Raw genomic sequence first — 25,169 nt, 5'->3', positions numbered from 1 at the left:
TGCCTCCCGATCAACCGGAACTCGTCCTCGACGGTCTGCCCGTCCGATCCGGTCGAGGGTCGACATGGATCTTGGGACCAGGTCCGGCACCCTCCGGCCGTTCACCCGCGAGCACCGCGCCGACCTCGTCCAGCCCCACGGTGGCCGCGACGAGAGGCCTGGGGTCCACCTCGCCGGACGCGTACGCCCGGATGGTGGCGTCCAGACCGGGAGATGCGGACAGGATGCCCACCGCCGCCACGTCCTTGAGCACCAGCGCGCGGGTGTCGATCCTGCTGGGCTCGCCGGCCAGCCCGATGTACACCAGACGGCCCCCCGGTTCGACCAACTCCACCGCCGTGGACGGCAGATGCGGCGCGTTCGAGGCGTCGACGACCGCGTCGAAGGGCAGCTCCGGTAGGGAGGCCTCGTCCCATACGTGCTCGAAGCCCAGGGCATGCGCGAACGCCGGTGAGGTGCCGGGACGGTCCAGCAGGTGAACCTCCGCGCCCGATGCCCGCAGGAACAGCGCGACCAGCAACCCGATGGTCCCGGGCCCCAGGACGAGAGCCCGGTCCCCGGCACGCAGCCCGGCCGCCCGCGCCGCGCGCAGGGCATTGCCACCCGGCTCCACGAGCGCGCCGAGCTCGGCGTCGACCGAGTCGGGCAGGGCGTGCAACGAGGACGCCGGTACGGCGAGCCGCTCCGCCAGTGCCCCGGCCCGCGCCCCGCGGATGCCGACCTCCTGGCGCTTCTCGCACACGTGCTGTCGGCCCCGGAGACAGCGGCGGCAGCTGCCGCACCCCAGCATCGTGTCGCCCATGACGCGGCGGCCGACCCACCCCGGATCAACACCGTCACCGACCACCGTCACCCGCCCGGCCCACTCGTGACCCGGCCGGATCGGGTACGTGGAGTGCCCCTGATGGAGATAGGCCATGGCACCGGTGAAGAACTCCATGTCGGTGCCGCACACGCCGACCCGCTCGACGTCGACGACGACCTCGCCGGGTGCGGCCACGGGCGCCGGGAGGTCCTGGACCTCGTACGCGCCGGGGGCGGTCAGTACGAACGCGCGCATCGGCGGCCGCCGTTTGTGTGGTCTGTCGATCCGACGTACGTCTGCGTATGCTCCATGGCGATCCGGACTGTAGACCACCGTACCGACTGCTGGAAGAGGTCCAGGTGAGGCTGCGCAGCGCACAGTGGTACGAGGGAGACGACCGGAACGCCTACATCCACCGGGCGTGGATGCGCAGGGGCGTGTCGGCGGACGCCTTCACCGGCCGGCCGCAGATCGCCATCGCCAACACCGCCTCGGACCTGACCCCGTGCAACGCGCATCTCGACGAGGTCGCCGCCTCGGTGCGCGACGGCGTGTACGAGGCGGGCGGTATCCCGCTGGACCTGCCCGTGGTGTCGCTCGGTGAGACACAGGTACGGCCCACCGCCATGCTGTGGCGCAACATGGCCGCGATGGCCACGGAGGAGATGCTGCGGGCCAACCCCATCGACGGGGTCGTGCTGTTGGGCGGCTGCGACAAGACGATCCCCTCGTTGCTGATGGCCGCCGCGTCCGTGGACCTGCCCGCCGTGGTCGTGCCCGGCGGCCCGATGCTCACCGGGACCTTCCGGGGCAGGCCGCTGGGGTGCGGCACCGATGTGTGGCGGCTGTCGGAGGAGGTCCGCGCGGGCACGCTCTCGCAGGAGCAGTTCACCCGCTCCGAGTCGGCGATGATCCGCAGCCGCGGCCACTGCAACACCATGGGCACCGCATCCACGATGGCCCTGGTCGCCGAGGCGCTGGGCACGGTCGTCCCCGGGGTGGCGGGAACCCCGGCGCCCGACAGCCGTCTGCTGGAGGCCGCGCACTCCACCGGTCGCCTGGCGGTGGACATGGTCGCGGCCGATCGCCGGCCGGGCTCCTTTCTCACCGAGGCGTCCTTCCACAACGCGATCGTCGCGCTCGCCGCCATCGGCGGCTCCACCAACGCCGTGGTCCACCTCCTCGCCATCGCGGGCCGCCTGGGCATCGACCTCACCCTCGACGACTTCGACCGCATCGGCTCGCGCGTCCCGGTCCTGGTGGACCTCCAGCCGGCGGGCCGCTTCCTCATGGAGGACTTCCACCGCGCCGGAGGCCTTCTCGCCGTCCTGCGCGAGGTCCGCGACCTGCTCGACCCCGATGCCCTGACTGTCACCGGCAAGCCCTTGGTCGACGCGCTCGACGACGCCGGGATCTGGGACGGCGAGGTCATCCGCACCCGCGCCGAACCCCTGGTCGCCGAGGGCGGTATCGCCGTCCTGCGCGGCAACCTCGCGCCCGACGGCGCCCTCATCAAACCGGCCGCGGCCTCACCGCATCTGCTGCGCCACCGCGGCAGGGCCGTCGTCTTCGACTCCATCGAGGACTTCCACGCCCGGATCGACGACCCCGGACTCGACGTCGACGCCGACTCCGTCCTCGTGCTGCGCGGTTGCGGCCCCAAGGGCTACCCGGGCATGCCCGAGGTCTCGAACATGCCCCTGCCGAAGAAGCTGCTCGAACAGGGCGTCCGTGACATGGTCCGCGTCTGCGACGGCCGGATGAGCGGCACGGCGTACGGCACGGTAGTCCTGCACGTGGCTCCAGAGGCCGCGGCCGGGGGCCCCTTGGCGCTGGTCCGGACCGGTGACGTCATCGCCCTGGACGTCGAGGCCCGACGTATCGAGGTCGACCTGCCCGCCGACGAACTCGCCCGCAGGCACCCCGACGAGGCCACGCTCACCGGCTTCGCCAACCCCCGGCGCGGCTGGGAGCGCCTGTACGTCGACCACGTCCGCCAGGCCGACACCGGCGCCGACCTCGACTTCCTCGTGGGTTCCAGCGGTTCCGAGGTCAGCCGCGAATCCCACTGACGGACGGCGTCACCGTCGCTGCGACACCGCGAGCTCGATGAGATAGCGCTTCGTCACCCGCCCGCCGTACCGGCCGTCGATCAGGCCCGCGACGCACTCGAACAACCCGTTCCGGGCGGCTTCCGCAAGAGCCCGGTGGCCGGAGTAGGTCCGCAGCACGTCGAGGTATTCCGCCGTGGTGTAGGTGAGGTCCCGCTCGTAGCGGCGGAAGACCGTCGGGCCGAACCGGCCGCTGCGCGCGACCTCCCGCGCATGGTCCGATCCGTGGACGTCGGCGGCCGCGGGAGGCCGCAGCCCGGGCGGCGTGTCCGGGTCGAAGCGTTCGTAGCAGCGCTGGACCTCGACGAAGAACTCCTCGGTGCCGCCCCACACGTGCTGGGTGCGCACGACGGCGAGCGCCCCGCCCGGGCGTAGCGCGTCGGCGGCCTTCACCATCCGTACCGCCGGGTCGATCCAGTGGAACGCCGTCGCAGCGACGACCGCGTCGAACGGCTCCTGCGGCAGTGGCCAGCTCTCGAACCGCGCTGTCACCACCTCCACCGCCGCGGCCCCGGCCAGGTTGCGGCGGGCGACCTCGGCCATGCGAGGCCCCGCCTCGACGGCCGTGATCCGACAGCCCCGCCCGGCCAGCGGCACCGTCGCCTGGCCCGTCCCGCAGCCCACCTCCAGAACCCGACTGCCCGCGCGGGTGGCCGCGAGTTCTGCCAGGTCGTCGTACAGCTCCGGCGGATATCCGGGCCTGGCACGGTCGTACAGCTCCGCGTCCTCGTCGAAGGTCCGGCTCAGCCGCGCCCGCCGGGACTCCTCGGGCCTGTCGTCGCGTGTCGCCTGCGTGCTGTCGTCGGGCATGCGGAGGAGGCTAGCGAGGTCCGGCAGGCGCGGCATTCCATTGTGTTCGGCGCATCCCGTGACCGGTGTGCCGACGTACGCCGCTACTACCTACTGGGCCCCGGCAGCGGCAAAGGCCGTATGAAGCACCAGGAGGAAGGCGACGGTGCCCGGTGCGACGGTCAGGGCGGCGCGCATCATCGCGGCGGCGGCGTCCGCGCCGGTCGAACGGTGGACCGAGGGAGCTATCACGGCCAGCAGCACCGGGAACGCGGCGAGGATGCCGCCGGTGAAGGAGCCGAGGGTGTCCGCGGCGTTCACGGCGAAAAGGACCGTCGTGGCCGACACCGCCATCCGCACCGGTATCTCCCAGCTCGGGGCGCGGGCGGGCGCCGGCTCCGTGTGCGCCGGGGCGGGCCAGGTCCGCAGCCCCAGGCAGATGACGACCAGGGTCAGTGCCGCCGTCAGCCAGACGCTAGCGCACACCGCCGCGACCAGACCGGCGCCGGACGCGCAGACCAGCGCTGCCGTCAGCGACCACGCCGGACGCAGAGCGGGCGCCAGCCGCCCGTAGGCGAGACAGAAGGAAACGACGGCAAGTTGGGCCGCGATGTTGCCGTGCGCGGCCCGCGCGGCCGCATCGCTCCCGCCGTCCAGCCACATGAGCGCCAGAAACGGCCCCGATGTCGTCGGCGCGCCCAGCAACAGCCCGCCCAGGCGCGGGCCCGAACGCCTGGCTACGACGGAGACGAGAAGGATGAGGGAGGGGGCGAGGGCGGTCCGCAGGAGCAGGATTTCCATACCTGCGAGCCTGGCACCGACAATGCCGATTTTGGCTCGGACTTCTCGGCGTCAACACCTATCTCGTCGAGGAAAACTCGGCTGTTCCCATGCTGGACCGAGTATTTGTAGCATGGGCGTCATGGACCGCATCGATCGGCAGATCCTCACGATCCTCCTCGGCGACGGCCGGGCGACCTACCAGGAGCTGGGCCGTCAGGTCCGGTTGTCGGCCAACACCGTCGCCGACCGTGTACGTCGCCTCCAGGCGTCCGGGATCGTCCGCGGGTACCGGGCCGAGCTGAACCTCGCGGCGTTCGGGCGCGGGCTCGAACTGCTCAGCGATGTCCGCCTGCGCGAGGGCGTGGACCGTACGGCGTTCGAGGGGCAGTTGCACCAAGTGCCGCAGGTTGTCGGCGCGATGCGGCTGACCGGGGACTACGACTACCAACTGAGGATGGCCTGCACCGACGCCCACGAGTTCGAAACGGTCATCGACCGCCTCAAGGCCGACTTCGGGGTGCGGGAACTGCGCAGCCGACTGCTGCTGCACGAGGTGCCGCTGGGACCGGACCGCGTCCTGGAACCCTGAGGCGGGGCGCGGGAGAAGCGCGTCACTCGAGTGTCGGCGGCGGCCTTCTCCAGGAGGGAAGTGAGGACCGGCTCGGCACTGGCTGGCCGCCACCGGGAGGCTGCCGCGGGACGAGGGACGGTTGCGCGCCCGGCTCGGCGCGATCGCCGCGGATACCTCGACCGCCTCTGGTGCCTCGGGGGAGCGGACCGGCAGCAGGACGCCCGTGGTCGTGAGTGCTCGCCACGCGGGTGAAGGGCTGGGTGGTCACCCGGCCACGTGACCTGCCTGCGGGGAGTGGGGGCTGGAGCTGGTATGGCGTGAACGCCGCTGGTACTGCGCCCAACCGGGTTGTGCTCGCCGGTCGTTCACCGAGCAGGTTCGCCAGGTCCCGGCGGGTGCGAGGATCACCAGCCGGCTGCGGCAGGCGGCCGGGAGGCGGGTTCGGGATGCCGGATCCACGGTCGTGCAGGCCGGACCTGGGCCTGTCGTGGCCGACGGTGATGGACGCCTTCCGGCAGGTCGGGCAGGAGGTGATCACCGCCCCTCCTGGGCCGGTGACGGTGCTGGGGATCGAAGAGACCCGCCGAGGTCGCATGCGGTGACGCCAAGATCCGGGCACCGGCCGGTGGGAGCAGACGGCGGACCGCTGGCACACCGGCTTCGTGGACGCAACCGGGATCCAGGGCCTGCTGGGCCAGGTCGAAGGCCGCGCCCCCAGCGACGGGCTGGCCTGGCTGGCAACCACCCCCAAGCCCTGGCGTGAGCAGATCGCTTACGTCGCCATCGACAAGTCGACCACTTCCACGTCGTTCAGCCGGCGAACAAGATGCTCAACGAAGTTCCTCACCTGGTGCGCCGACTGCGTCATCCCAGAAGTCCCCACCCTCGCGCGCACCATCGACCGCTGGTGGCGGGCCCGAGATCCAAGCGTTCATCGCCACCGGCCGCGGCACCGCCAAGAGCGAAGGCATCAACCGCGTGATCAAGCTCGCCTGGCGAGCCGCCCACTGCTTCCGCAACCCCACCAACCAACGCCTACGCACACGCTGCGTCACCACCCGCCGGGCCCGAGGCCACCTCCACCCTGCCTGAATTCGAAGACGCCACAAACCTTGCCGACGGAATTTATCGTTCGAGGCCCGGCGGCAAGGTATGCGTTTGGGAATTGCTCCGGCGTTCGTCTCTATGCGCGGACGGAGTGCACCGTCGTGTCGCGCGTAGTGCGGCTAGATGCTTGATCCGCCGCCGGAGGTGTTGCTCCACCAGGCGCTGTAGGCGTTCAGCGAGTACCGCTTCTGCACGCCGCTGGTCGAGGTGATCTCAAGGCCGAACTGCATCGTGTCGAAATTGGTGTTGCGTAGCAGGTTCCACGACGCGGCCCAACGCCAGACCGCCGACGCGTCGATGCTGCCGGTGTTGGTCTGCTGGGCGGGGATGAGCTGCAGGACGTTCCAGCCGGGATCGGCCTGCCAGATCCCCGAGTACAGGATGCCGCCGATGGTCACGTTGGACGCGATCTGCCGTCCCCAGCCGCCTGCCGTCCCCCCGGCCCAGCTGGTGAAGACCATGATCTCGTCCTGGTTGTTGGTCGACCAGAGGTCGCTCGTCCAGTTCCAGTGGTCACTGCCGGAGACGGGAGCCGACGACGTGTTGTACCAGAAGCCCGCCGAGTTCAGCTGCGACAGCGGCGTCTGGGGCCGGACCGAGGTGTTCGGGTAGGTCTTGATCCCGCCGCCGGAGTGGTTGGCATCGACGTACCAGGACTTGATGCTGTCGACGGTCAGGCACTGCGGGCCGTGGTTTTCGCCCCAGACGTTGTTGTAGACCGTCCAGGTGCCCTGGGTGTACGAACCCCACCGGTCGCAGGTGTTGTACACCGCGGCCTGCGCCGGAGACGCGATGCTCAGGAACCCGGCTATCACGGCGACGATCACGGCCAACCGGCCGAACCCGGCCGACTTGCTGCTGATGGATTTAAAGGTTTGCCATCTCATGTGTCCCTCCAAGGACGGCTATGGGTTGTTCCGGCCCCCCCGGTCTGGTGGTGGACTCTGGTGCCGGGAGGTGTCACTCGTCGGCGAGTCCGGGCTCGGGACGGCGCGACTCAGCCCGTCCGAGGTACTTGCGCAGTTGGCCGACTGATCGGCTCGATGGCCGACCCTGAGCGAAGTGGTTCCTTCCACTGCTCGCAGTTGGAGTCCCCGCCGAAAGCGAGGCGGCCGAGACGGTCGGTCAGCTGACGCGTTGACACCTCCGCTCCGTTCGCCTGTGGTGCTGCTCGCGATGATGGGTGGCTCGCGTCGCCGAGGTGGCGCGCTCAAGAGCTGCGGGAACGGTGCTCGGTCCCCTTACTTTCAAGCACCGGACCTGCCAGACGCAGGTGCGAAGTGTCGAAGCGCTTGCGTCAGTGGACAGTAATGATGGGATGTTTGAACGGCAAGGCTCTGCGCAGCAAGACACATTTCTTTCACCGGCGGACATCGCTGTCGAAGCGCTTCGCCGTCGAAGCGCTTCGAATGTCATCGGCCGCGCCCGCCACCTGGCCTTCACGGCGCCGCTACTGGCCCTGGTGGATGTGGCGGAAGGTGCCGGGGCAGCGCGGGCCACCGGTCGTCCCCGGCCGTACACACCGCTGCACCTGTGCAGATCACCATCGTCGGCGCCCGGAACCATGGCCCGGGGCATCGCCACACGGGCCCCGGTGGGCGGGCACACAGTGACCGTCAGGTCAACGCGGCCTCCAGCAGCTGCCTGGACATCTACGGCTGCGGCACGGCCGAGGGCTCGGCCTCGGAGGCATCACGTCCCGCTACCAGGGCCGCCCCCAACCACCCCTGACACTCACCCAACGTGACAGCCGGTCAGTCTCTCAGGACCAGCGAACCGCTCAACTTCGAAGAGCCCGTAACGGACCGTACACCGGCATCGGCTACGCCGTCCGACGCTCATCCTCGAGCGCCACCAGCGTCTTGGTGAGCGGGATCCGCGACAGTGTGAGGACGCCGGCGGCGATCAGCGCGACACCGAACAGCTGGGGGACCAGCCACCACCCGGACCGGATGTGCTCCTCGTACAGGGTGATGCCGAGCGCGAGGCTCACCAGGGCGTCGCCGAGGGTGAGCGCGGGCTGGGAGGCGACCAGCGGGCCGGCCTGCATCGCGTTCTCCAGCAGGAACAGCGCGCATACGCCGGTCGCGGCGAACGCGTACGTCTGCCAGGCGGAGAAGAAGGCGACGAGGCCCTGCTCGTCGAGGATGTGAGTGGAGGCCTTCATCAGCGCCGCGGTGGCCGCGTAGCTGATCGCCGTCGCGGCGCCCAGGCAGGCTGCCCGGGCACGGCCCTCCGGCCGCCGGAGGGCGGCGAGCGCGAGAAGGACGACCACCCCCATGCATACGGCGAGCGCGGGAATCCAGCGGTCCAGGGGCACATGGGTGCGATTGCCGGTGGGGGACGCGGCGGCGAGCGCGATCGCCAGCCCGGCCACCACAGCCGCCACGGCCAGCCACCCCGTGCCCGCCAGCTGCCCGTGCATCAGCAGCGAGGCGACGATCAGGGTGAGCGGCAGCTCCAGCACGAAGAGCGGCTGCACGATCGTCAGTGGTCCGGTGGCCAGCGCCAGGGCCTGGCAGACCGCGGCGGCGATCACCGCGAGGATGCCGGCCAGCCAGACGGGCCGTCGCAGCAGGTCGAGCATCAGCCCGGCCCGGAACCCCTGGGAGCGCGGCACGGTGAGCGCCGCCTTGCGCTGCAGCACCGTCGCGACGGCGTTGCTCAGCGCCGCACACAGCGCGAACACGACGGACAGCGGGGTGTGCAGCGTGGTCACCTCCCGGATCGGCGCGGGCGCGCTACGTCGGCCGGCTTCCTCCTGCCATGGTCACCCGGAGGGGTGCGCGGGCGCGATCGGAGTCCCACCCGTGCCGAACCCCGGGGCCGTGACACTGGTTCACCGGGCTCCTCGCTGCACGGAACGTCTGCCCATGACGGAGAATCCCTGCCAAGCCTGGATCAGATCCTTCCGGAATTTCGGGATGGAGATCTGATCCCTCATCAACTCACGTAACTCGGTGCCGCGTTTGATGAAGTCGTCGCATTTGAGACGCTCGATCAACTTCACCAGGCCGCTGGTGGTGGGCTCGAATTTTGAATCTACTGGAAAGAATCTTGCAGCCTCGATGGGGCGTGCGTCAGGAATTATGGTGGAGAGGCCGCTCAACGCTGCTTCGAGGGGAGTGATCCCCAGGGTCTCATATCGAGATGTGCAAACGAAGACCGATCGTTCCCGTGCCGTTCCGAAGACCGAGTAGAGTTCACCCCTGGCAAGTCTCCCGGTTGCCGAGAACCTGCCTTCATGATGTGCCGGGACATCGCGGAGCAGGGAGTTCCGATGGATTCTGTCGGATTCGTCTCCGCCGATCAGTAGAACCTTTATGGGGAGTCCGCGGTCCATCAGTTCCACGCTCGCGCCGACGAGGAGGTCGATGTTCTTGAAGTAGTCGAGTCGTGCCACCGCCGTGCAGAGGAGAAGTTGAGCCGACTCGACGAAACTCAGCAGTTCGGCAGGGGGGCGAGCAGTCCGGATGCTGACCGGATCGATGGGTGGGCTGACCTCTCTTATGTGTGCTGGACTCACCCCCTGATCAACCAGGTAGTTGCGCTGCATCCTGGAGTGCTGAATCACGAAGAGGTGCTTTCCGGCGACGAGTTCGGCGAGACCGAGCTCTTGCTGGCGCATTATGTGCAGGGCCTTTTCTGCGCTTCCGAACGCCTGGAACGCTCCATCCGTGGAGAACTGATCCGCGAAATCACTGAAGAAGGGGCCGTGGTGTGTGACGCAGGCAGGCAGGTGACGGGGGTGATATCTGAGCAGGGTGTCGGTCTGGTAGTACAGCATGGGAGGTCCCGCGGCCGTTGCTTCGGAGGCCAGTTTCATGGCCGCCACGGCAAGGGCGGACCGAATTTCCTCGGGCGGCATGGAGAAATGGAACCGCATTTCCATGCACGGCATGCCGTTCCTGATGACGGGGTGCAGCGTCGGCGTTTCCAGCCCTTCCTGTCTCTTGTACAGGATGACGCCTGCGAATACCCCGGCTTCCTCAAGGCATGCGGCAGCCTCGAGCATGAAAGAAGTCGCACCCACCCTGGAAGCCATCCCGTGTGAGGTCGGGAGGTAGTTTTCGTTGAAGACCAGGACGGCAGGAAGGAGTTCCCCGTTCACAGGAATACCGTTCTTTCGGTGTTGTGCAGATCCGGAGAGCAGGATTCACCAAGAGGCCGAGAGGAAGTCCTGGCTCACGGCTGCCCTCGTGAGCTCCGCCTTGTTGCCCAGCCCGAGCTTTCTGCGCACACGTTTGACGTACGTGTCGACGGTGTGGCGGCTGATCCGTAGGCGGTTGGCGATCTGATCGTGTGTGAGCCCTTTGGCGATGCCTGTCAGGACCTGGCGCTCGCGTACGGAGAGTGCGGCAGGTTGGTGTTCCTCGAGGGCGCTGCCGGTCGTGCTGTCGGTGGGATGCGAGCGGAGCCCTTGGCTCCAGCCGGCCGCACGCACGGCCTCGACGATCGACCGAGGGCTGGATCGATCACTCAACCGGCCGGGCGTCGAAGCGGTCACCGGCACCGGTGACGGGATGTCTTCATCCGGGGGCGTCATCATCAGGACCCGTGTGTGGGGGGAGACCCGTGCGGTCAATCGGGTGGCCGACGTCGCCTGACAGGCACGGGGGTCGAGGATCAGTACATCCAGCGTGCTGACGGGTGTCTCCCGCAGGCTCGGCTCCGCGAGACGGACGTCCAAGCCGGGCTGCGTGGTGAGCAACTCCCGAAGAGCCCACAACATCAGGGGATTTCCGTGGACGATGCCGACACCTAAGACAGGTTCAGTCCCGGACGCGTCGTGCGAGGTCATAGGCCTCCGATCAGCACCCGTGATAGCGATTGCGTCGACCATGAGACAGCGATGCCAGGCCGTGGCTCACACGAGGTATGAGTTGCCGCTCCTGGGCTGACTTTTGGGTCGTGACTGGCATCAAGCCGCAGACTCCCAGGCTCCCTTGAAAGCGCTGCCAGACAGTTGACGGGCCGACGGTGTGCCCCCTCACCGAAGGGGGGCGGGTGCGGGGGCACACCGTCGGTCAGGCGGCCGAGGCTCCGGACGTCTGCCGGCTCTCGCCGTCCCGCCGTCGGCCGTGTTCCGGAACCCGTGCGTCGCCCAGCCGTTCCAGCAGGGCGCAGGCCGCTTCGAGTTCCTGGGGCGTGACGTCGTTGACGAAGGTGACACCGCCGATGCCGACGGGCAGCGGCAGCCGTTGCTGGCCGTCCCGGTGGCGCATGGTGTCCTGCAAGGCGTGCGCCAGCGTGTCCGGGTCGAGTATCGGATGCCAACTCGGCAGTTCCAGGGCGCTCATCACGGCGAAGATCCGGTCGCGCTGCCTCTCGGTGAGCTGTCCACGGAGGAAGGCCATGACGGTGGTGAGGGCCATGTCCACGCAGACGGCCTCGCCGTGCAGCAGCTCGGGCAGGGCGCGCATCTCCAGGGTGGGACTGAAGGTGTGTCCGTAGTCGACGCAGCGTTCGAGCTGGGCTTCCCAGAGGTTGGGCTGCAACTCCTCCAGCATGCCCTGGATCGCGGCGTGCAGCACCGATTGCGCGGCCTGTTCACCGGCTGCGGTAACGCCCTGGAATTTCTCGTCCAGGACGGTGGGGCCGTGTTCCTCAAGGAGTTCGAAAAGTGTCGCATCCTTGATCAGCGCGATCTTCAGTATTTCCGCGAGGCCGTTGCCGATGTGCCGACGGTCCAAGGTGGAGAGAAACCGGCGGTCGAGAAGTGTGAGGTCCGCGGAGGCATAGGTGCCGAGCCGGTTCTTGTGACCGTTGAAGTTCACGCCGGTCTTCACCCCGACACCGGCGTCGACCAGCCCGATGAGCGTGGTGGGCACCCGCAGGAACGGCGCACCACGGCGGTACAGGCTGGCGACCAGGCCCACGATGTCCATCAGGACGCCGCCACCGATGACGATGAGCGGGTCCTTGCGTCGCGCTATCCCGAAGGCGTCGATCTCGCTGACGATGCGCGCGGCCGTCTCGAAGTCCTTGACGGTCTCGTTCGCCTCCACCACCATGATCGAGCAGTCGACACGGTGATGCTCGAAATAGGCGCGGATCTGATCTCCGTGGAGTATGTCGACGTTGCTGTCCACGATGACGAAGCAGCGTAATGTGCCTTCGTTCCCCCCCGCCTTCTCCAGCAGGTCGGTGAACTCGGGCCGGAATATTCCGTCCCGAAACCGGACCTCGTAGCTGATCTGCTTCTCGGCACGGACCAGCCATCCCTGGGAGCCTTCGCTGAAGTGCAGGCCCAGAGGCGTCTCGGTCAGGTTCGTACTGGTCATGGTTCTGCTTCCTTCGGGTCGAGCATCGATGGTCGGTTGGGTCGAGCGTCGATGGTTGGTCGATTGGTTCGCCGTCAGTCAGTTCGCTGTCAGTGACACCCGCAACCTGCCGGTCGCCCGGTCGATGTCCACCCGGACGCCGCGTAGGTCCGGCACGCGGTCGAGACCCGTGGCGGCGGCGCAACGGGACTGGCCGACCACGATGGTTCTGGCCCCGGCCGCCCGGGCCGCGAGGATGCCGGCCTCCGCGTCCTCGAAGACCACGACCGACTCGGGCGGATGCCGCAGGTGTCCGGCCGCCTTCAGATATCCCTCCGGGCTGGGCTTGCCCATGGTGACGTCGTCCGCACTGACGAGGACCGACGGCAGAGGGAGCCCCGCCGCACGCATCCTCGTCTCGGCCAGTTCACGCCCGGCGGACGTCACCACTGCCCAGCTGCCGGACGTCAGCGTGGCGAGCAGTTCCGCGGCACCGGGTATCGCCACGACCCCTCGGGTGTCCGCGACCTCCTCGGCGATGAGGCGCTGGGCCTCCGCGGCGGCATCGACCCCTGCGGGGGCGAAACGTGCGACGGTCTCCTCCGTGCGCCGGCCGTGTGAGACAGCGAGAATCCGCTCGGCGTTCAGGCCGTGTCTGCGGGCGAAGCCGCGCCAGGTCCGCTCGACCACCGGGTTCGAGTCGACCAGCGTGCCGTCCATGTCGAACAGCAGGGCTGTGGCGGAGATACCCGTCGGCAGCGGTGCGGTGTTCATCCTTCGTTCCCTCCTCGGGTCGTGACGAACGAGCGCGTCCGCTGCCGCGCCCAGTGCAGATCGGCGAGCATCCGTGCACGATCGCCGTCGCGGTAGTCGTTCTCCAGCACCAAGGCGCGCACCGGTACCTGCTGCTCGCGCAGCGCCTCGAGGGTGTCGTCGAGCCGGCCCGTGCCGGTGCCCAGCGGCGGGGTGGCGCCGACGGCCGGCGGCCCGTCCTTGAGGTGGACCTGGTCGGCCAGGAACTCGCCCAGTTCGGCGACGAGTTCCCGGCACGACAGGCCGGCCTCCACCGGGTTGAACGTGTCGAGCACCAGGCGGAAGGCGGGCGACGCCACCCGCTCGACGAGGGTGCGGGCCTGTTTGCCGGTGAGGACGTTCTCGCTGGCCAGCACCAGGCCTCTCGCCGCGGCGTCGGCAGCGGCCCACCCCAGCACCTCGGCCGTGCGGTCGAACGCGGCGGCGCTGTCGATGGCACTGCGCCGGAAGCTCGGCACGAACACCAGGGGCACGGCGAGCGCGGCAGCGGCGTCGAGGAGCCGTTCCAGCACCGGACGGGCCGCGCGCGACGTCAGACCGACGTCGTTGAGGTGGTTGCCCGCCACCGCGAGCAGCCGTACGCCGGTGGACTGCGCCTCGGCACGCAGCGCGTCGACGCGACCGGGTGTGTCGAGCCACTCGCCGCGTCCCGGCCCGCCGAAGTCCAGTTGCACACCGTCGGCTCCGACGGCCCGGGCCAGCCGCAGTGCCTCGGTTCCCTGCACGGGCAGCCGCCATTCGGCCAAGGCCACCTGGCAGTTCATCGGCGGACCGGTCGGCTCTGGGAGACGGGCGCGGAGTCGTATGCCGACCACCACTGCCCGTTGTCGCCGACGACCAGGCAGTCGCCGTGGTGCTTGTCCCCGGCCGTCGCGGCCAGCTCGGTGGCGACCGCGGCGAAGTCCGCCGGCCGCATGTAGGAGCTGTAGTCGAAGTCGGCGGGCCGGCGGCTGCGGATGCCGGGACTGTCGACCATGCCGGCGGGCAGCACCTGGACGATGCGTACCCGCGTGCTGTCTTCCTCCTGGGCGACGGAGTCCAGCAGGGCTTTTGCCGCTGCCTTCGACGCGGCATAGCCGGACCTGCCCGGACCGGCGTTGAAGGCGACCTCCGACGAAACGCCCAGGAAGAGTCCCGGCGCGGCCGCACGCAGAGCGGGCAGCGTCGCCGCCAGGGTGAGCCACAACCCGGTGGTGTTGACCTCCAGTTGGTCGCGCCATTCCTGTTCGCGGACGTCGCTGAAAGGGGCACGCCTGGCGCCGTAGTGGACGGACGAGAAGCACACGGCGTTCACCGGGTCGGCTGCGAGGCGGCGTAATCGCGAGCGGGTGAGTTCGGGGTCGGTGAGATCCACGTGCTCCCAGCCCAGCCGTTCGGCACCGGCGCCGGTAGGACGTCGGCGGCTGCAGACGATCACCTCGGCGCCTGCGGCGGCCCAGGCGTCGGCGATGCCGCGGCCGATGCCCGTCGAGCCGCCGACGACGATGGTGCGGTGGCCGGCGAGTGGGGATGCGGCCGTCATGTTTCCTCCCTGTTGTCGGACCTGTCGTCGAATCGGTTGTTGATCCGGACGGCGAGTTTGACCAGTCGTCGGCCGTCGATGACGCGGTCCGGTGAGCCGGCGAGGCTTCGCATCACGCGGGCCGCGCCGTCGAGGTCGGTCTCGTGGGTGATCAGATCTCGGTAGCGCCCGGGGTCGCGGGCGAGTTCCGCGGCGGATGCCAGCAGATGGTCGTTGGCCACCCCCCGATGCCCGAAGAGGCGCACGCCGTTCGCTGTCGTGGTGATGCTCGGCGGATCGGGAATGCCACCGCAGTTCGCGGCGCGGACGGCGGCGAGGTCGACTCCCGGCAGCAACGGTGTCCGCGCACCAGGGGGCAGCCCGCCCACGACGTCCACGACGAGGTCCCCTCCCGCCGCGGTGAGTACGGCCTCCAGGGCTGCGACCGTGGCGTTGCGAGGGGTGGCGAGCAGAGCGGCGACCGGACCGGGCAACCGAGTGGTCGTCAGTTCCGGTGCGAGGAGCAGCAGATCGGCGTGGTGTGATCCCGCCCGGCTGAGGGCGCGGCTGTCGGCGGTGTGGTGGACCAGGACCACTGTGACGTCCTCGTCGATCCAGCGACGGGCCGCACGGGCGGCGAGGTGCCCGATCGTGCCGTCTCCCACGATCACCAGCGTCCGGGGAGCGAAGGGACGCAGTCCTGCCAGTGCGTAGCGGACGACGGCGAGCGGTTCCAGCAGCGGTGCCAGGCTGATGTCCGTCCCGGCGGGCAGCGGCAGGACCATGCCGCCGGTGAGCGCCGAGGCGGGCAGCAACGTACGTTCCTGAAGCAGTCCGTCGACGTTGTGCCCCAGCAGGAAGGCGGGGTCCGTCGGATGGGTCGGGTTGACCGCGACCAGCGTGCCCGGCGCGCACCAGTCGGGCGCCCCCGCGCCGGCCGCCACCACCTGGGCGATCCCCTCATGGCCGATCACCGCCGCGGGGTCGTCGCGCAGACCGCGCAGCATCTGGATGTCGGTGCCGCACAACCCCGCGTACAGCGTCGCGATGCTCAGCTCGCCCGGGCCGGGCGCGGCGGTCGGCCGCACACCGACCGAGACGTCGCCGTCGGTGCGGACGACCGCGCGATGCCCGGTCATGCGGCCTCCCCGGAGAGCGTGGCGAGCCCGGCGCCGACGAGCCCGTCCGCCTGGCCCGGCCCGCAGACCACGATGCGGTCACGCAGCCAGCCCGGGTCCCGCTCGCTGGTGAGGTACAGGCCGGATCGGTCCAGGTGCCTGAGGAGCGAGGCGCGGTAGTGGTGTCCCAGGGCCACGGCGACACCGCCGGTGAAGGCCACGAGGTCGAGTTGCGGATCGAGACACAACGCGGTGCGGACGACATCGGCCACGGGGCCGGTCGCCGCGTCGAGCAGCCGGGTCGCCACCGGGTCGCCTTCGTCCAGGGCGGCCACGAACGCGGGCTCGAACTCGGCTCCGGACGAGAGCCGTGTGCCGATCCCGGACGCGTGCCATCGGTCCGGCCTACCGTCGCGCATGACCTCGCCGAGCCGGCGGATCCCGGGCCCGGACGAGTACGCCGCCAGATGTCCCGGCTCACCGCAGTCGCAGCGCAGCTCCACCGGTCCGCCGTCGAGCGCGACGGACACGGGCAGGTGGCCGATCTCGCCCTGCAGGCCGCAGCCGTCCACCGGGATGGCACCGGTCCGTCGGTCGATGCTGCGGCAGGCGATGCCGGTGCTGATGGTGGCGAGCAGGATCTTGGACCGGGCCTGTGCGACAGGCGTGTCCGCCAGGTGCAGCAGAGCGGCGGTGACGTCGTTGACGATGTGCCACCGCACGTCGGGGCGGGCCGAGCGCAGGGCGGCGAGCAGGTCGAAGGGCCGCTCGTGTGCGCCCCACAGCGGAGCGGAGGCGTACACGGTGCCCGTCCGGTGGTCGAGCGCCGCGCCCATGGAGATCCCGGCGACCCCGTCGGGCGGTACCGGCTGGGCCACGGCGTCCACCAGCAGCGACTGCAGTTCGTCGACCGCGGTTCCCGGCAGACGTGCCCGGCTGGGCGACGGCGTGCGCTGAATCCGACTCAGCCCGTGCCCGGGTGACCAGTCGGCCCAGCGAAGATACGTTCCTCCGATGTCGAAGACCGTGATCGAAGATGGGGTTGCGTTCAACACGGAATCCCTCGTGACGGTGGGGGCGTCTACGAAACGGTGGGAGCGCCTACGACCCTGGCGATTGGCTTCGGCCCGCTGCCCGCAGCAGGAGAGCGGCGATGCTCAGCGCCAGGGAGACCACGACCAACGAGCCGATCGCGGTACGCAGTTGGGTGAACTCGGCGACCTGGCCGACGACCACCGGGCCGAGCAGCAGTCCGACATAGCCGATGGAGGCGGTCAGGCCGATGACCGCTCCGCGCCGCTCAGCCGGTGCGGCTCGGCCCGCGACGCTGTACACGGTCGGTGCCGCGACCGAGATCGCCGCACCGGCGACGGCGAATCCGGCCAGCGCGGCCAGCGGCTCCTGCGACCGGGAGACGACCAGGACGCCCAGCCCGGACACCAGCCCCGACGACAGCAGCACGATCCGGTCGGAGCAGCGGGTCGACAACCAGTGCCCGCCCAGCCTGCCCAGCGCCATCGATCCGGCGAACACGCCGGGTGCCAGGCCGGACAGCTGAGGCGACGCGCCGACCCCGTCCTCCAGGAAGACCGCGCTCCACTGCTGGACGCCGCTCTCCACCAGGGCGGCCAGCGCGGCCAGCGCGCCGAAGGCGAGCACGTAGGGGTCGATCCTGCGGCCGCGGGGGGACTTGTCGGACTGCTGCGCGCGGCTCAACCGCTCGGGCAGCCTGCCGCGCAGGACCCATCCGCCGATCACCGTCAGGACGGCCAGCCCGCCGAGCGGCCAGGCGGTCGACACTCCGCTGCCACGCGTGGCACTGGTGGCCACGGAGCCGAGCAGCAGCCCGACGCTGAACAGGGCGTGCGCCCGGTTGAGTACGCGTCCGCCCGTCTCGGCCTCGACGGTCGCCGCCAGACTGTTGATCACGACGTCACAGGCGCCCGATCCGAACCCGAAGAGCAGGAGGGTCACGACCAGTGTGGTCGTCGAATCGGCGAGCGTGGGGAGCGGCGCCACCGCAGCGAACAGGAACAGCGCCCCGATCGCCAGCGGCCTTCCGTAGCGGTCCAGCAGTCTGCCGACCAGGAACATCGCCGGGGCCGCCGCCAGCCCGACGCAGGCCAGGGCGGTGCCGAGCTCGCCGTCCGTGGCTCCGGTGTTCGCCTTGATCTCCGGAAGCGCCGCTGCGTAAAGGCCCCACAGGAGTCCGAACGCGCCGAAGGCCAGGAAGACGGTGCTGCCGCGCAGCCCGGTCGCGCTCGTGGCGCGCACGCTGCTTGCCATGCGATTCCCTCTCATCGGGCGGCGCGTACGAGGGTGGCGCCGCCGTCGACGTTGATGGCCTGTCCGGTGACATGCGCGGCCGCGGGCGAGCACAGGAACGCGACGGACCGTGCGACGTCGTCCGCCGTCTGCTCCCGGTCGGTCGGCGTCGTACCGGTGACCTGCCGCAGGGGCACCCGGTCGCGCACCACCGCTTCGAACTCCGCGCGGTCGACCAGCTGCCACTGCCTGCTCCACACGAACCCGGGGCGCACCAGATTGACCCTGACACCGCGGTCGGCCAGGAGCACGGCGAGCGAGACGGTCCAGTGCTCCAGTGCCGCTTTGGCGGCGCCGTAGGCGGGCGAGACGACCCAGGGCATGGTGGCGGCGATGGAGCTGACGTTGCAGACCGCCGCGCCGGACGTCAGCCGGTCGGCAAGCAGCCTGGTGACCCGGTAGACCCCGGAGAGATTGAGGTCGACGATGTCGTCCCAGACGGACGGCGGCGGCCAGGCCACGTCCTCGATGGGCTCTACCGGCGGTTGCCGTTCTCCGCCGAGTACGTTGACCAGTACGGCGAGTTCCGCGGGGACGGCGTCGGCGAGGTCGGCCAGGCCCTCCTCGGTGCGCAGGTCGCAGCGCAGCAGTTCGGCGCCGTCGGGCAGCGGTGCGGCCGGCTCCGCCACATCGACGGCGATGACCCGGGAGACGGTCTTCTCCGCCAGCAGCGTGGTGACCACGGCCCGGCCTATTCCGCCGGCGGCGGCGGTGACGACGGCGACACTCATGCGGCAGCCTCCAGGGCGGTGTCGACGACCACCGTGTAGTCGGCGGCGAGGCGGGGCATCGTGTACCGCTCCAGCGTGTCCTTGCGGGCCTGTTCACCGAGCTCGCGGCGCAGTTGGGGGTTGTCGAGAAGCCGGGTCAGCGCGCTGCGGACACCGTCGAGGTCGGTGGGGTCGACGAGGAATCCGTTGCGCCCGTCGATCACCTGCAGCCGGAGCCCGCCCACCGCGGAGGCCACCACGGCCCGGCCCTTGACCATCGCCTCGGTCACGGTGAGCCCGAAGCCCTCCTCCAGGCTCTTCTGCACCACCACGTCCGCCCGCCGCTGCAAGGCGTTGACCAGCAGCGCATTGCGTACCGGTGTCCGCATGGAGATGCTCACCAGATGCACCCGTGCCCGATCCTGCGGGCTCAGAGCGGCCAGCGTGTCGTGCACCTCGGCGAGGACGGCCAACCCCTCGGGGTCGTCCGGTATTTCGGTGGGGTCGGTGCCCGCGAGCACCAGGTGCACGTCCGGGGCGAGACCTTCGATGCAGCGGATGACGCCGGGCATGTCCTTGAGCGGATCCCAGCGCGAGATCTGTAACACGACGCGGGCGTCGCCCGGCAAAGGCGCTTCCTGGACGACCGTCACGTCGGGCGCTGTGCGGGTGGTCGTGAGTCCTGCCTCGTCCAGGAGTGCGGTGATCTCCGCCGGGGTCAGGTGCCGATTCTTCGGGGCGGCGGGGTCGATGGCCGGGGCGGCGACGAACCGGCTGGCCCGCGGTACCGAAGGGGGCGCGAACTCCGGCAGTGTGGTGACCACCGCGTGGGCCGCGGACAGTTCCTTCTCGAAGGCTCGCCAGACGGTGCCGGGTCCGCGGTCGGGCGGGACGTCCGCGCCGACATGGCACTGCCACACCACCCGGGCTCCCAGGGCCCGTAACGCGGGTGCGAGGCCCAGCGTCTGCGGATCGTGCAGGACGACCACGTCGTCACGGGTCAGCCGTCCGGCGAACCATGGCACCTGCGACGCGAGCCGATCATGGTAGGTCCGTAATAACACCGGTCGTAACTTCCCTGGGTCGGCGGCTCCGTGCAGAAGGTGATGCAGGAGTTTGGTGACGGCGTAGAAGGCCTCGTCGCCGGCGATCACGGCCCATCCCACGTTCAGTCCGGCGGAGCGTTGGCAGCGCAGCAGGCCGTGCAGCAGTTCCGCGACCCCGCCGCCGGTGGCTGTCGCGTTGACGTGCACCAATCTCCGCTGTCCTTGGGCGGGTTCCATCTCCCAGACCGGTGTCGACATGTCCTGCCCCTCCCTCTCCCCTGGGCGCGGCGATGCGCCATGAGAAATTCCGCTTCGCCGTCCGCGGATAGAAGGTTGACACGGGAACCGGATGGCTTGCGACCCGGATAACCTGGATTTTACATGATGTACAAAATCGAACGGATGGCGGTTTGTGGACCGCTCGTGAAAATCCCAGGTGAATGGCTGTGTATTGCCTGCAGGGTTGAAACATGTAGGCTGCATCGATTATTCGGTAGGTGGAAATTCAGCCGAGTAATACGGGTCGACCGGTTGGACGGAACCGTCCTCCAGGACGATGGCCGAACCGACTCGGGCGTCGGCGGGTACCTCGGCGCCCGGCAGCAGCACGCTGTCCCGGACGACGGCGTCCTGCCCTATCCGCGCACCGGGGAAGACCACACTGCGCTCGACCAACCCGGCGTTGTCCAGGTCGGACGGCACGATGGCGGTTCGTACACCCGCGGTGCCACGGATGAACCGCCGTGCGACGTCCGGCCGGATCGTGAGCGGCAGATGGCCGAGCGAAAGCGTGGGCGCTGCGGAGAGCAGAGCCAGGTGCGCTCGGAGGTACCGGTCCACCGTTCCGATGTCCTCCCAGTGCCCGCGAACGAGATGGCCCCGGATTCGCTCACCCCCTGCCAGCATGGCGGGTATCACGTCCCGGCTGATGTCGTGCTGCCAGTCAGTGCCGTCGAGTCTTTCCAGATATCGCCGCAGGCGCGCCGCGTCGAAGATGCAGAAGGCGGCGAAAACAAGGTCACTGGTCGGCTCGGCGGGTTTCTCCGTGAAATGCACGAGATTCCCGCCGGTATCGAACTCGACCATGCCGAAGAGGTGCACGTAGCGGCGTTCGACGCGTTGGTAGGCGATGGTCAGGGCAGCGCGGGTCGCGCGATGTTCACGCAGCATGTCCCGGTAGTCGAAGCGATAGACGTGGTCGGCATGCAGGACCAGGACGTCGGACGGGTGCCCGCCGAACACATGGGCGGCCTTGCGGATGAGTGCGTCGGCGGTGCCGCGTTCCCTGGGCAGGCTCCGCTCCGGCAGCCCGCCCGGCAGCTCGCCGGGAGGCAGCCCGCGGTACGCGGTGTCGTACGGGCCGAAGTGAACCCGGAAGTCCCGGCAGTTCCACACCTGATGCAGATCGTCCATGAGCTGCCGCTCCTCGTACTGGGACAACAGCAGCACCTCGGAGAAGCCGGATCGCCGGGCGTTGGCCAGGCTGAAGTCGACCAGTCGGCTGGTCCCTCCGAACGGCACCAGGGGTTTGAGCCGACCGCTGCCCAGACGGCCCAATCGCCGTCCCTCACCGCCGGCCAGCAGGACCGCGCGCACGTCATCCACGGTCGTCCTCCGGTCGCGTTCGCCGACCGACCCAACCGGCTGTCCTGGTAGGGGCGGTGAAGCGGTGCGCACCGCCACGGAACCAGGCACGGCACTCCGCCGGCCCCTCAAGGACGACATGGGCGCGCCGAATGCATTCCGGAGCGGCTCCGGGAGTGCTGACGGCCACGCATATGGCCTGTTCGACCAGGCCCGCCTCCCGAAGCCGGCCGGCCGCGTCGAACATGGCCACGTCGCTGTGGTCGTCACCAGCCACGATCACCCTCCGAGGCCGCCATCGCCGGACCATCTCCACCACCACATCACCCTTGTGGGGAGGGCAGGGCGGCCTGATCTCGGTCCACCCGCGTCCTGCCACCACCACCAGCCCGGAGGCACGGGCGAGGGAGATCAACCGCGCCAGCGGCACCGCGGCACGGTCGGCGGGCAGGTGCGGGTGGTGCACGGCCAGCACGACACCCTTGTCCTCGACGTGCATCTCGGCGGGGCACAGGTCGAGTTCGAGGATGTCCCGGGCCAGCCGTCGTACTTCGGGCAGCGGTCTGGACATCCGCGGATGGGGCAGCGGCGCACCTGCGTACGGTGCGAGGAGTTCCGCGCCGTGTACGCCCGCGATCCACAGGGGAGCCGCGAGGATGTCCCGGGCATTGAGGGCGCGTCGGCCGGTCACGCACACGACGGCGCAGTGCGGCTGTGCGAGCAGAAGCCGACACAGATCGTGGAGGTCGGCCTGGTGACGCGCCATGTCCGACGAGGGAGCGTTCGCGGGCAGCAGGGTGCCGTCGAGGTCGGTCAGGATCAGGGTCTGCGCCGCGGGGAAGGGAGCGACCGGGCGCCCACCCGATGCCCGGAGCTCCTGGGCGGGCCGGCCGACGTCGTGTGCCGTCTGGCTCATGGTGCCGTCCGGGCGACACGATCCCGTAGCCACTGGGTCGGGACGGCCAGTGACATCGCGATGACGGCTACGACCGTGAAGCCCGCGCTCAGGCCACCGCCCGAGGACACGAGGCCGACGGCCACCGGCCCGATGAAGTAGCCCGAGTAGCCGATGGTGGAGACCAACGAGATCGCACGACCGCGCAGTTCCTCGGGAACGCTCCGGCCCGCCGAAGCGAAGAGCGCGGGTGCGGCCGGTGCCAGACCGAGCCCCGCCAGGGCGAAGCCCGCGAGAGCGAGGAGGGGTGAGGGTGCCCATGCCGCGATGACCAGGCCGCACCCGGACACGATCGCGGCGGTACGCAGAGTGGGCACGAGGGCGGTGATCCGTGCCCTGCGCTGGGCGTGGAGCCGGGCGCCGAACATGCACAGCGCGAACACTCCCGGCGCCAGGCTTGCCACTCCCGGAGCGGCCCCCAGCTCGAACTCCAGCCGGTTGCTGCTCCACTGCTGGATCGCGTTCTCCACAAGGAGCGCCGCCGCCAGAGTGGCTCCGAGAAGGACGAGCGTGGTCCCCGTGAGCGCCGGCGCCTCACCGTCCACCGCCTTGCGCGCGGGCGCTGCCGCGATGCCCGACACACCGAGCCATACGGCGGCGGCTCCCAGGAACAAGGTGGCACTGCCGAGCATCGCCCAGGCAGGCACCCCGAGCTCCCGTGCCGCCGCCACGACCGCGCTCGCGGCGACGCCCGCGACGGGGAACATGGCCTGCGCGGACTGCACGAAGTCCCGCCCCGGGCGCGACGGGGTCGCGACGGTGGCGGAGTTGAGGGCCACGTCCACCATCCCCGAGGCAGCACCCAGCACCGCGAGGCAGCCGGCCAGCACCAGGCCGTCGCTCGTCGCTCCCAGCACCGGGGCGAGCGCGCCCATCGTGAGGAACCCGCCGATCAGGACGCTTCCGCCCCTGCGGTCGTATGCGCGACCGGAGACGATCATGGCCGGCATCGCGGCCAGGGGCACGGCGAGCAGGAGCAGGCCCAGGGTTTCGTCGTCCACGCCCGTGGCCCGTTTCACGGCCGGGATCAGCGCGCTCCACGTACCCCAGAACCACCCGAACGCGAGCCACGCGGCGCGTACGGCCCCGCGCCGTACCGCGTCATGCGCCATGGTTCAGTCTCACCGCATCGGTCATCGTCGACCCGATGCCGAGCAGTTCGAGTTGCTTTTGCGTCCACCGGGGAAGGGAGATGCGCGCCGCACGCTCCTTGAGGCGACCGGCTGCCTCAGCTCGCCGCAGGGGTGTCATGGCGACCGCGGTGACGAGAGCGTCAGCCTGGTCGACCAGGTCATGGGGGTGGACGACCAAGGCGGCGTCGCCGAGGACCTCGCTCGCGCCGCAGCTGTGGGAGATCACTAGCACGGGATCGCGTGTTCCCACGGCGAGCGCCTCGAAGGCGGTCAGGTTCTGGCCGTCCGCGGTCGAGTTGAGCATCACCGCGTCGGCGCGCGCCAGACAGCCGAAGGTGAGGCTCCGGTCGTTGCCCACCAGCATGCGGACCCGCTCGTCGCCGAAGTGGTGGTTCGCCGCGGCGACCGCCCGCTCGGTCTTCTCCAGATACTCGGCGTTGGCGCCGATGTGCAGGCGGTGGGGATTGACACGCAGCAACAGCCGGGCGTCCGCCACAGCCGGGTTCTCCGCCGCGAGCGTGAAGGCATCCACCGCCCGGTGCGCGTTCTTGATCGGGTCCGTGCGTCCCGAGTGCACCACGAGCGGGCGGTCACCCACCCATGCGTCCAGTTCGTCCGGCCAGGACTGAGGAAGCCCGGCCAGAGCGTCGGGGCTGTAGCTCAGGGGTTCGGCCACGACCCGGATCTCACGGTTGTCGAGGAGCACGGTGCCGGCGTCGTGGTCGACCCGCGCCGCGGGGACGAGATCCTCCACGCAGCGCAGGAAGTTCCGGCACCAGCGCCGGGCGAAGAACCCGATCACGTCCGCACCCAGGACGCCCTGCAGGAGGTCGTCGACGAACTGTCGCGGCCAGAGCGTCAGCCCTTCGGGTCCGGGCCAGGCGATGTGATGGAAGAACAGGACGCGAGCCGTGGGATCGGCCCGGCGCAGTCGCGCGGGCACCAGGCTGAGCTGGTAGTCGTGGACCAGGTATCCGGCGCCCTGGCCGGGGGACTGTGCGAGAAGCGCGTCGGTGATGTCCTCGTTGAGAGCGTGGAGCGCGTCCCACGCACGCCGGGAGGCCCGATCGAAGGTCGGGTTGCTCCACCGGTCCCAGAGGTTGTGCATGGTGTGCCACAGCACCTCGGTGACCAGCCCGTAGTTCTCGGCGGACAGCGTCTCGGGGGCGTGCCGGACCAGGCGGAGGCGGATCTCCTGGCCACCCGCTGCCCGCACCGCCATGCCCTCCGGAAAGCGCTGCGCGAGTACGGCATCCTCCTCGGAAGCCGCGCTCGCCACGGCCGTGACCCGCAGCCGGCCGGCCATGTCTCCGACCACGCTTCCCGTGCTCACCGAGAGGCGGGGAACAACATGGTCACCCACCCGTTCATGGACGACAGGCGCGGGTTTTGTCGCTACCAGGACTGCTGGACTGTGACGCGCCATACATCCTCTTCATGCGGGTGACCGGCGTCCGGGGCTCCGTGCGTCAGATCGCCGCACGCCCTGGACATGCCTCCCATGGTGGTCCGGGAGCCGGTGTCGCGGTACCGGGCCAGGGGTCACGTGTTCAGG

Annotated in this window: 22 protein-coding genes; 2 read left to right on the top strand and 20 right to left on the bottom strand. The window is 69.9% G+C overall.

The features are described 5' to 3' along the window. Positions 1-10 precede the first annotated feature (10 nt). Positions 11-1,060, bottom strand: coding sequence for a zinc-dependent alcohol dehydrogenase (locus EJ357_RS02145; protein WP_126388047.1), 1,050 nt, complete (start codon positions 1,058-1,060; stop codon positions 11-13). Positions 1,061-1,164: 104 nt separating this feature from the next. Between EJ357_RS02145 and EJ357_RS02140 the strand changes: the two genes are divergently transcribed. Continuing rightward, the gene (locus EJ357_RS02140) at positions 1,165-2,877 is read left to right on the top strand and encodes an IlvD/Edd family dehydratase (RefSeq protein WP_126388045.1); all 1,713 of its coding nucleotides are present in this window, start codon (positions 1,165-1,167) and stop codon (positions 2,875-2,877) included. A gap of 9 nt (positions 2,878-2,886) precedes the next feature. Here EJ357_RS02140 and EJ357_RS02135 read toward each other — a convergent pair whose 3' ends face one another. After that, a complete protein-coding gene (locus EJ357_RS02135) occupies positions 2,887-3,726 on the bottom strand; it encodes a class I SAM-dependent methyltransferase (RefSeq protein WP_126388043.1) in 840 nt (279 codons plus the stop codon). Positions 3,727-3,816: 90 nt separating this feature from the next. Beyond that, on the bottom strand, positions 3,817-4,506 hold the full coding sequence (locus EJ357_RS02130) for a hypothetical protein (RefSeq protein ID WP_126388041.1): 690 nt from the start codon (positions 4,504-4,506) through the stop codon (positions 3,817-3,819). 121 nt (positions 4,507-4,627) lie between these two features. Between EJ357_RS02130 and EJ357_RS02125 the strand changes: the two genes are divergently transcribed. Further along, positions 4,628-5,077 (top strand): Lrp/AsnC family transcriptional regulator, encoded by a 450-nt coding sequence (locus EJ357_RS02125; protein ID WP_126388038.1) that lies wholly within the window; start codon positions 4,628-4,630, stop codon positions 5,075-5,077. Between the two features lie 1,208 nt (positions 5,078-6,285). On the opposite strand, the gene EJ357_RS02120 is transcribed toward EJ357_RS02125, so the two are convergent. The 17 genes from EJ357_RS02120 to EJ357_RS02040 all read right to left on the bottom strand — a co-directional run bounded on the left by EJ357_RS02120 (position 6,286) and on the right by EJ357_RS02040 (position 24,947). After that, entirely contained in the window at positions 6,286-7,053 is a 768-nt protein-coding gene (locus tag EJ357_RS02120; protein WP_126388036.1) for a glycoside hydrolase family 12 protein, read from the bottom strand. Between the two features lie 935 nt (positions 7,054-7,988). Continuing rightward, on the bottom strand, positions 7,989-8,876 hold the full coding sequence (locus tag EJ357_RS02115) for a DMT family transporter (RefSeq protein ID WP_126399104.1): 888 nt from the start codon (positions 8,874-8,876) through the stop codon (positions 7,989-7,991). Between the two features lie 129 nt (positions 8,877-9,005). After that, positions 9,006-10,277: a glycosyltransferase gene (locus EJ357_RS02110; protein WP_126388034.1), complete on the bottom strand. Its 1,272-nt coding sequence runs from the start codon at positions 10,275-10,277 to the stop codon at positions 9,006-9,008. A gap of 45 nt (positions 10,278-10,322) precedes the next feature. Next, positions 10,323-10,967 (bottom strand): response regulator transcription factor, encoded by a 645-nt coding sequence (locus EJ357_RS02105; RefSeq protein WP_126388032.1) that lies wholly within the window; start codon positions 10,965-10,967, stop codon positions 10,323-10,325. Positions 10,968-11,193: 226 nt separating this feature from the next. After that, entirely contained in the window at positions 11,194-12,450 is a 1,257-nt protein-coding gene (locus EJ357_RS02100; RefSeq protein ID WP_126388030.1) for a sedoheptulose 7-phosphate cyclase, read from the bottom strand. Positions 12,451-12,528: 78 nt separating this feature from the next. Next, positions 12,529-13,203 (bottom strand): HAD-IA family hydrolase, encoded by a 675-nt coding sequence (locus EJ357_RS02095; RefSeq protein ID WP_228472921.1) that lies wholly within the window; start codon positions 13,201-13,203, stop codon positions 12,529-12,531. Continuing rightward, the gene (locus tag EJ357_RS02090; protein ID WP_175647279.1) at positions 13,200-13,994 is read right to left on the bottom strand and encodes a sugar phosphate isomerase/epimerase family protein; all 795 of its coding nucleotides are present in this window, start codon (positions 13,992-13,994) and stop codon (positions 13,200-13,202) included. Before EJ357_RS02090 ends, EJ357_RS02095 begins: the two co-directional genes overlap by 4 nt. An 8-nt stretch (positions 13,995-14,002) precedes the next feature. Beyond that, a complete protein-coding gene (locus EJ357_RS02085) occupies positions 14,003-14,764 on the bottom strand; it encodes an SDR family NAD(P)-dependent oxidoreductase (RefSeq protein ID WP_126388026.1) in 762 nt (253 codons plus the stop codon). Continuing rightward, on the bottom strand, positions 14,761-15,882 hold the full coding sequence (locus EJ357_RS02080; protein ID WP_126388024.1) for an alcohol dehydrogenase catalytic domain-containing protein: 1,122 nt from the start codon (positions 15,880-15,882) through the stop codon (positions 14,761-14,763). Before EJ357_RS02080 ends, EJ357_RS02085 begins: the two co-directional genes overlap by 4 nt. Next, positions 15,879-16,913, bottom strand: a complete 1,035-nt coding sequence (locus EJ357_RS02075; protein WP_175647278.1) for an ROK family protein — start codon at positions 16,911-16,913, stop codon at positions 15,879-15,881. The genes EJ357_RS02080 and EJ357_RS02075 overlap by 4 nt, the downstream gene beginning before the upstream one ends. A gap of 49 nt (positions 16,914-16,962) precedes the next feature. Further along, entirely contained in the window at positions 16,963-18,147 is a 1,185-nt protein-coding gene (locus EJ357_RS02070) for an MFS transporter (RefSeq protein WP_126388020.1), read from the bottom strand. 11 nt (positions 18,148-18,158) lie between these two features. Next, entirely contained in the window at positions 18,159-18,917 is a 759-nt protein-coding gene (locus EJ357_RS02065; RefSeq protein ID WP_126388018.1) for an SDR family NAD(P)-dependent oxidoreductase, read from the bottom strand. After that, entirely contained in the window at positions 18,914-20,200 is a 1,287-nt protein-coding gene (locus tag EJ357_RS02060; RefSeq protein WP_175647277.1) for a glycosyltransferase, read from the bottom strand. The genes EJ357_RS02065 and EJ357_RS02060 overlap by 4 nt, the downstream gene beginning before the upstream one ends. 228 nt (positions 20,201-20,428) lie before the next feature. Further along, on the bottom strand, positions 20,429-21,547 hold the full coding sequence (locus tag EJ357_RS02055; RefSeq protein WP_126388014.1) for a sugar phosphate nucleotidyltransferase: 1,119 nt from the start codon (positions 21,545-21,547) through the stop codon (positions 20,429-20,431). Beyond that, on the bottom strand, positions 21,540-22,442 hold the full coding sequence (locus EJ357_RS02050) for a trehalose-phosphatase (RefSeq protein ID WP_126388012.1): 903 nt from the start codon (positions 22,440-22,442) through the stop codon (positions 21,540-21,542). Before EJ357_RS02050 ends, EJ357_RS02055 begins: the two co-directional genes overlap by 8 nt. Continuing rightward, complete coding sequence (locus EJ357_RS02045; protein ID WP_126388010.1) at positions 22,439-23,593, bottom strand: MFS transporter; 1,155 nt, start codon at positions 23,591-23,593, stop codon at positions 22,439-22,441. Before EJ357_RS02045 ends, EJ357_RS02050 begins: the two co-directional genes overlap by 4 nt. Beyond that, complete coding sequence (locus EJ357_RS02040) at positions 23,583-24,947, bottom strand: trehalose-6-phosphate synthase (RefSeq protein ID WP_175647276.1); 1,365 nt, start codon at positions 24,945-24,947, stop codon at positions 23,583-23,585. The genes EJ357_RS02045 and EJ357_RS02040 overlap by 11 nt, the downstream gene beginning before the upstream one ends. Positions 24,948-25,169 lie beyond the last annotated feature (222 nt).

The organism is Streptomyces cyaneochromogenes, from assembly GCF_003963535.1.
In the GTDB taxonomy this organism is placed as follows: domain Bacteria; phylum Actinomycetota; class Actinomycetes; order Streptomycetales; family Streptomycetaceae; genus Streptomyces; species Streptomyces shaanxiensis.
Note: the sequence above shows the minus strand (reverse complement) of the source record. Positions and strands in the feature narration are given on the sequence as shown.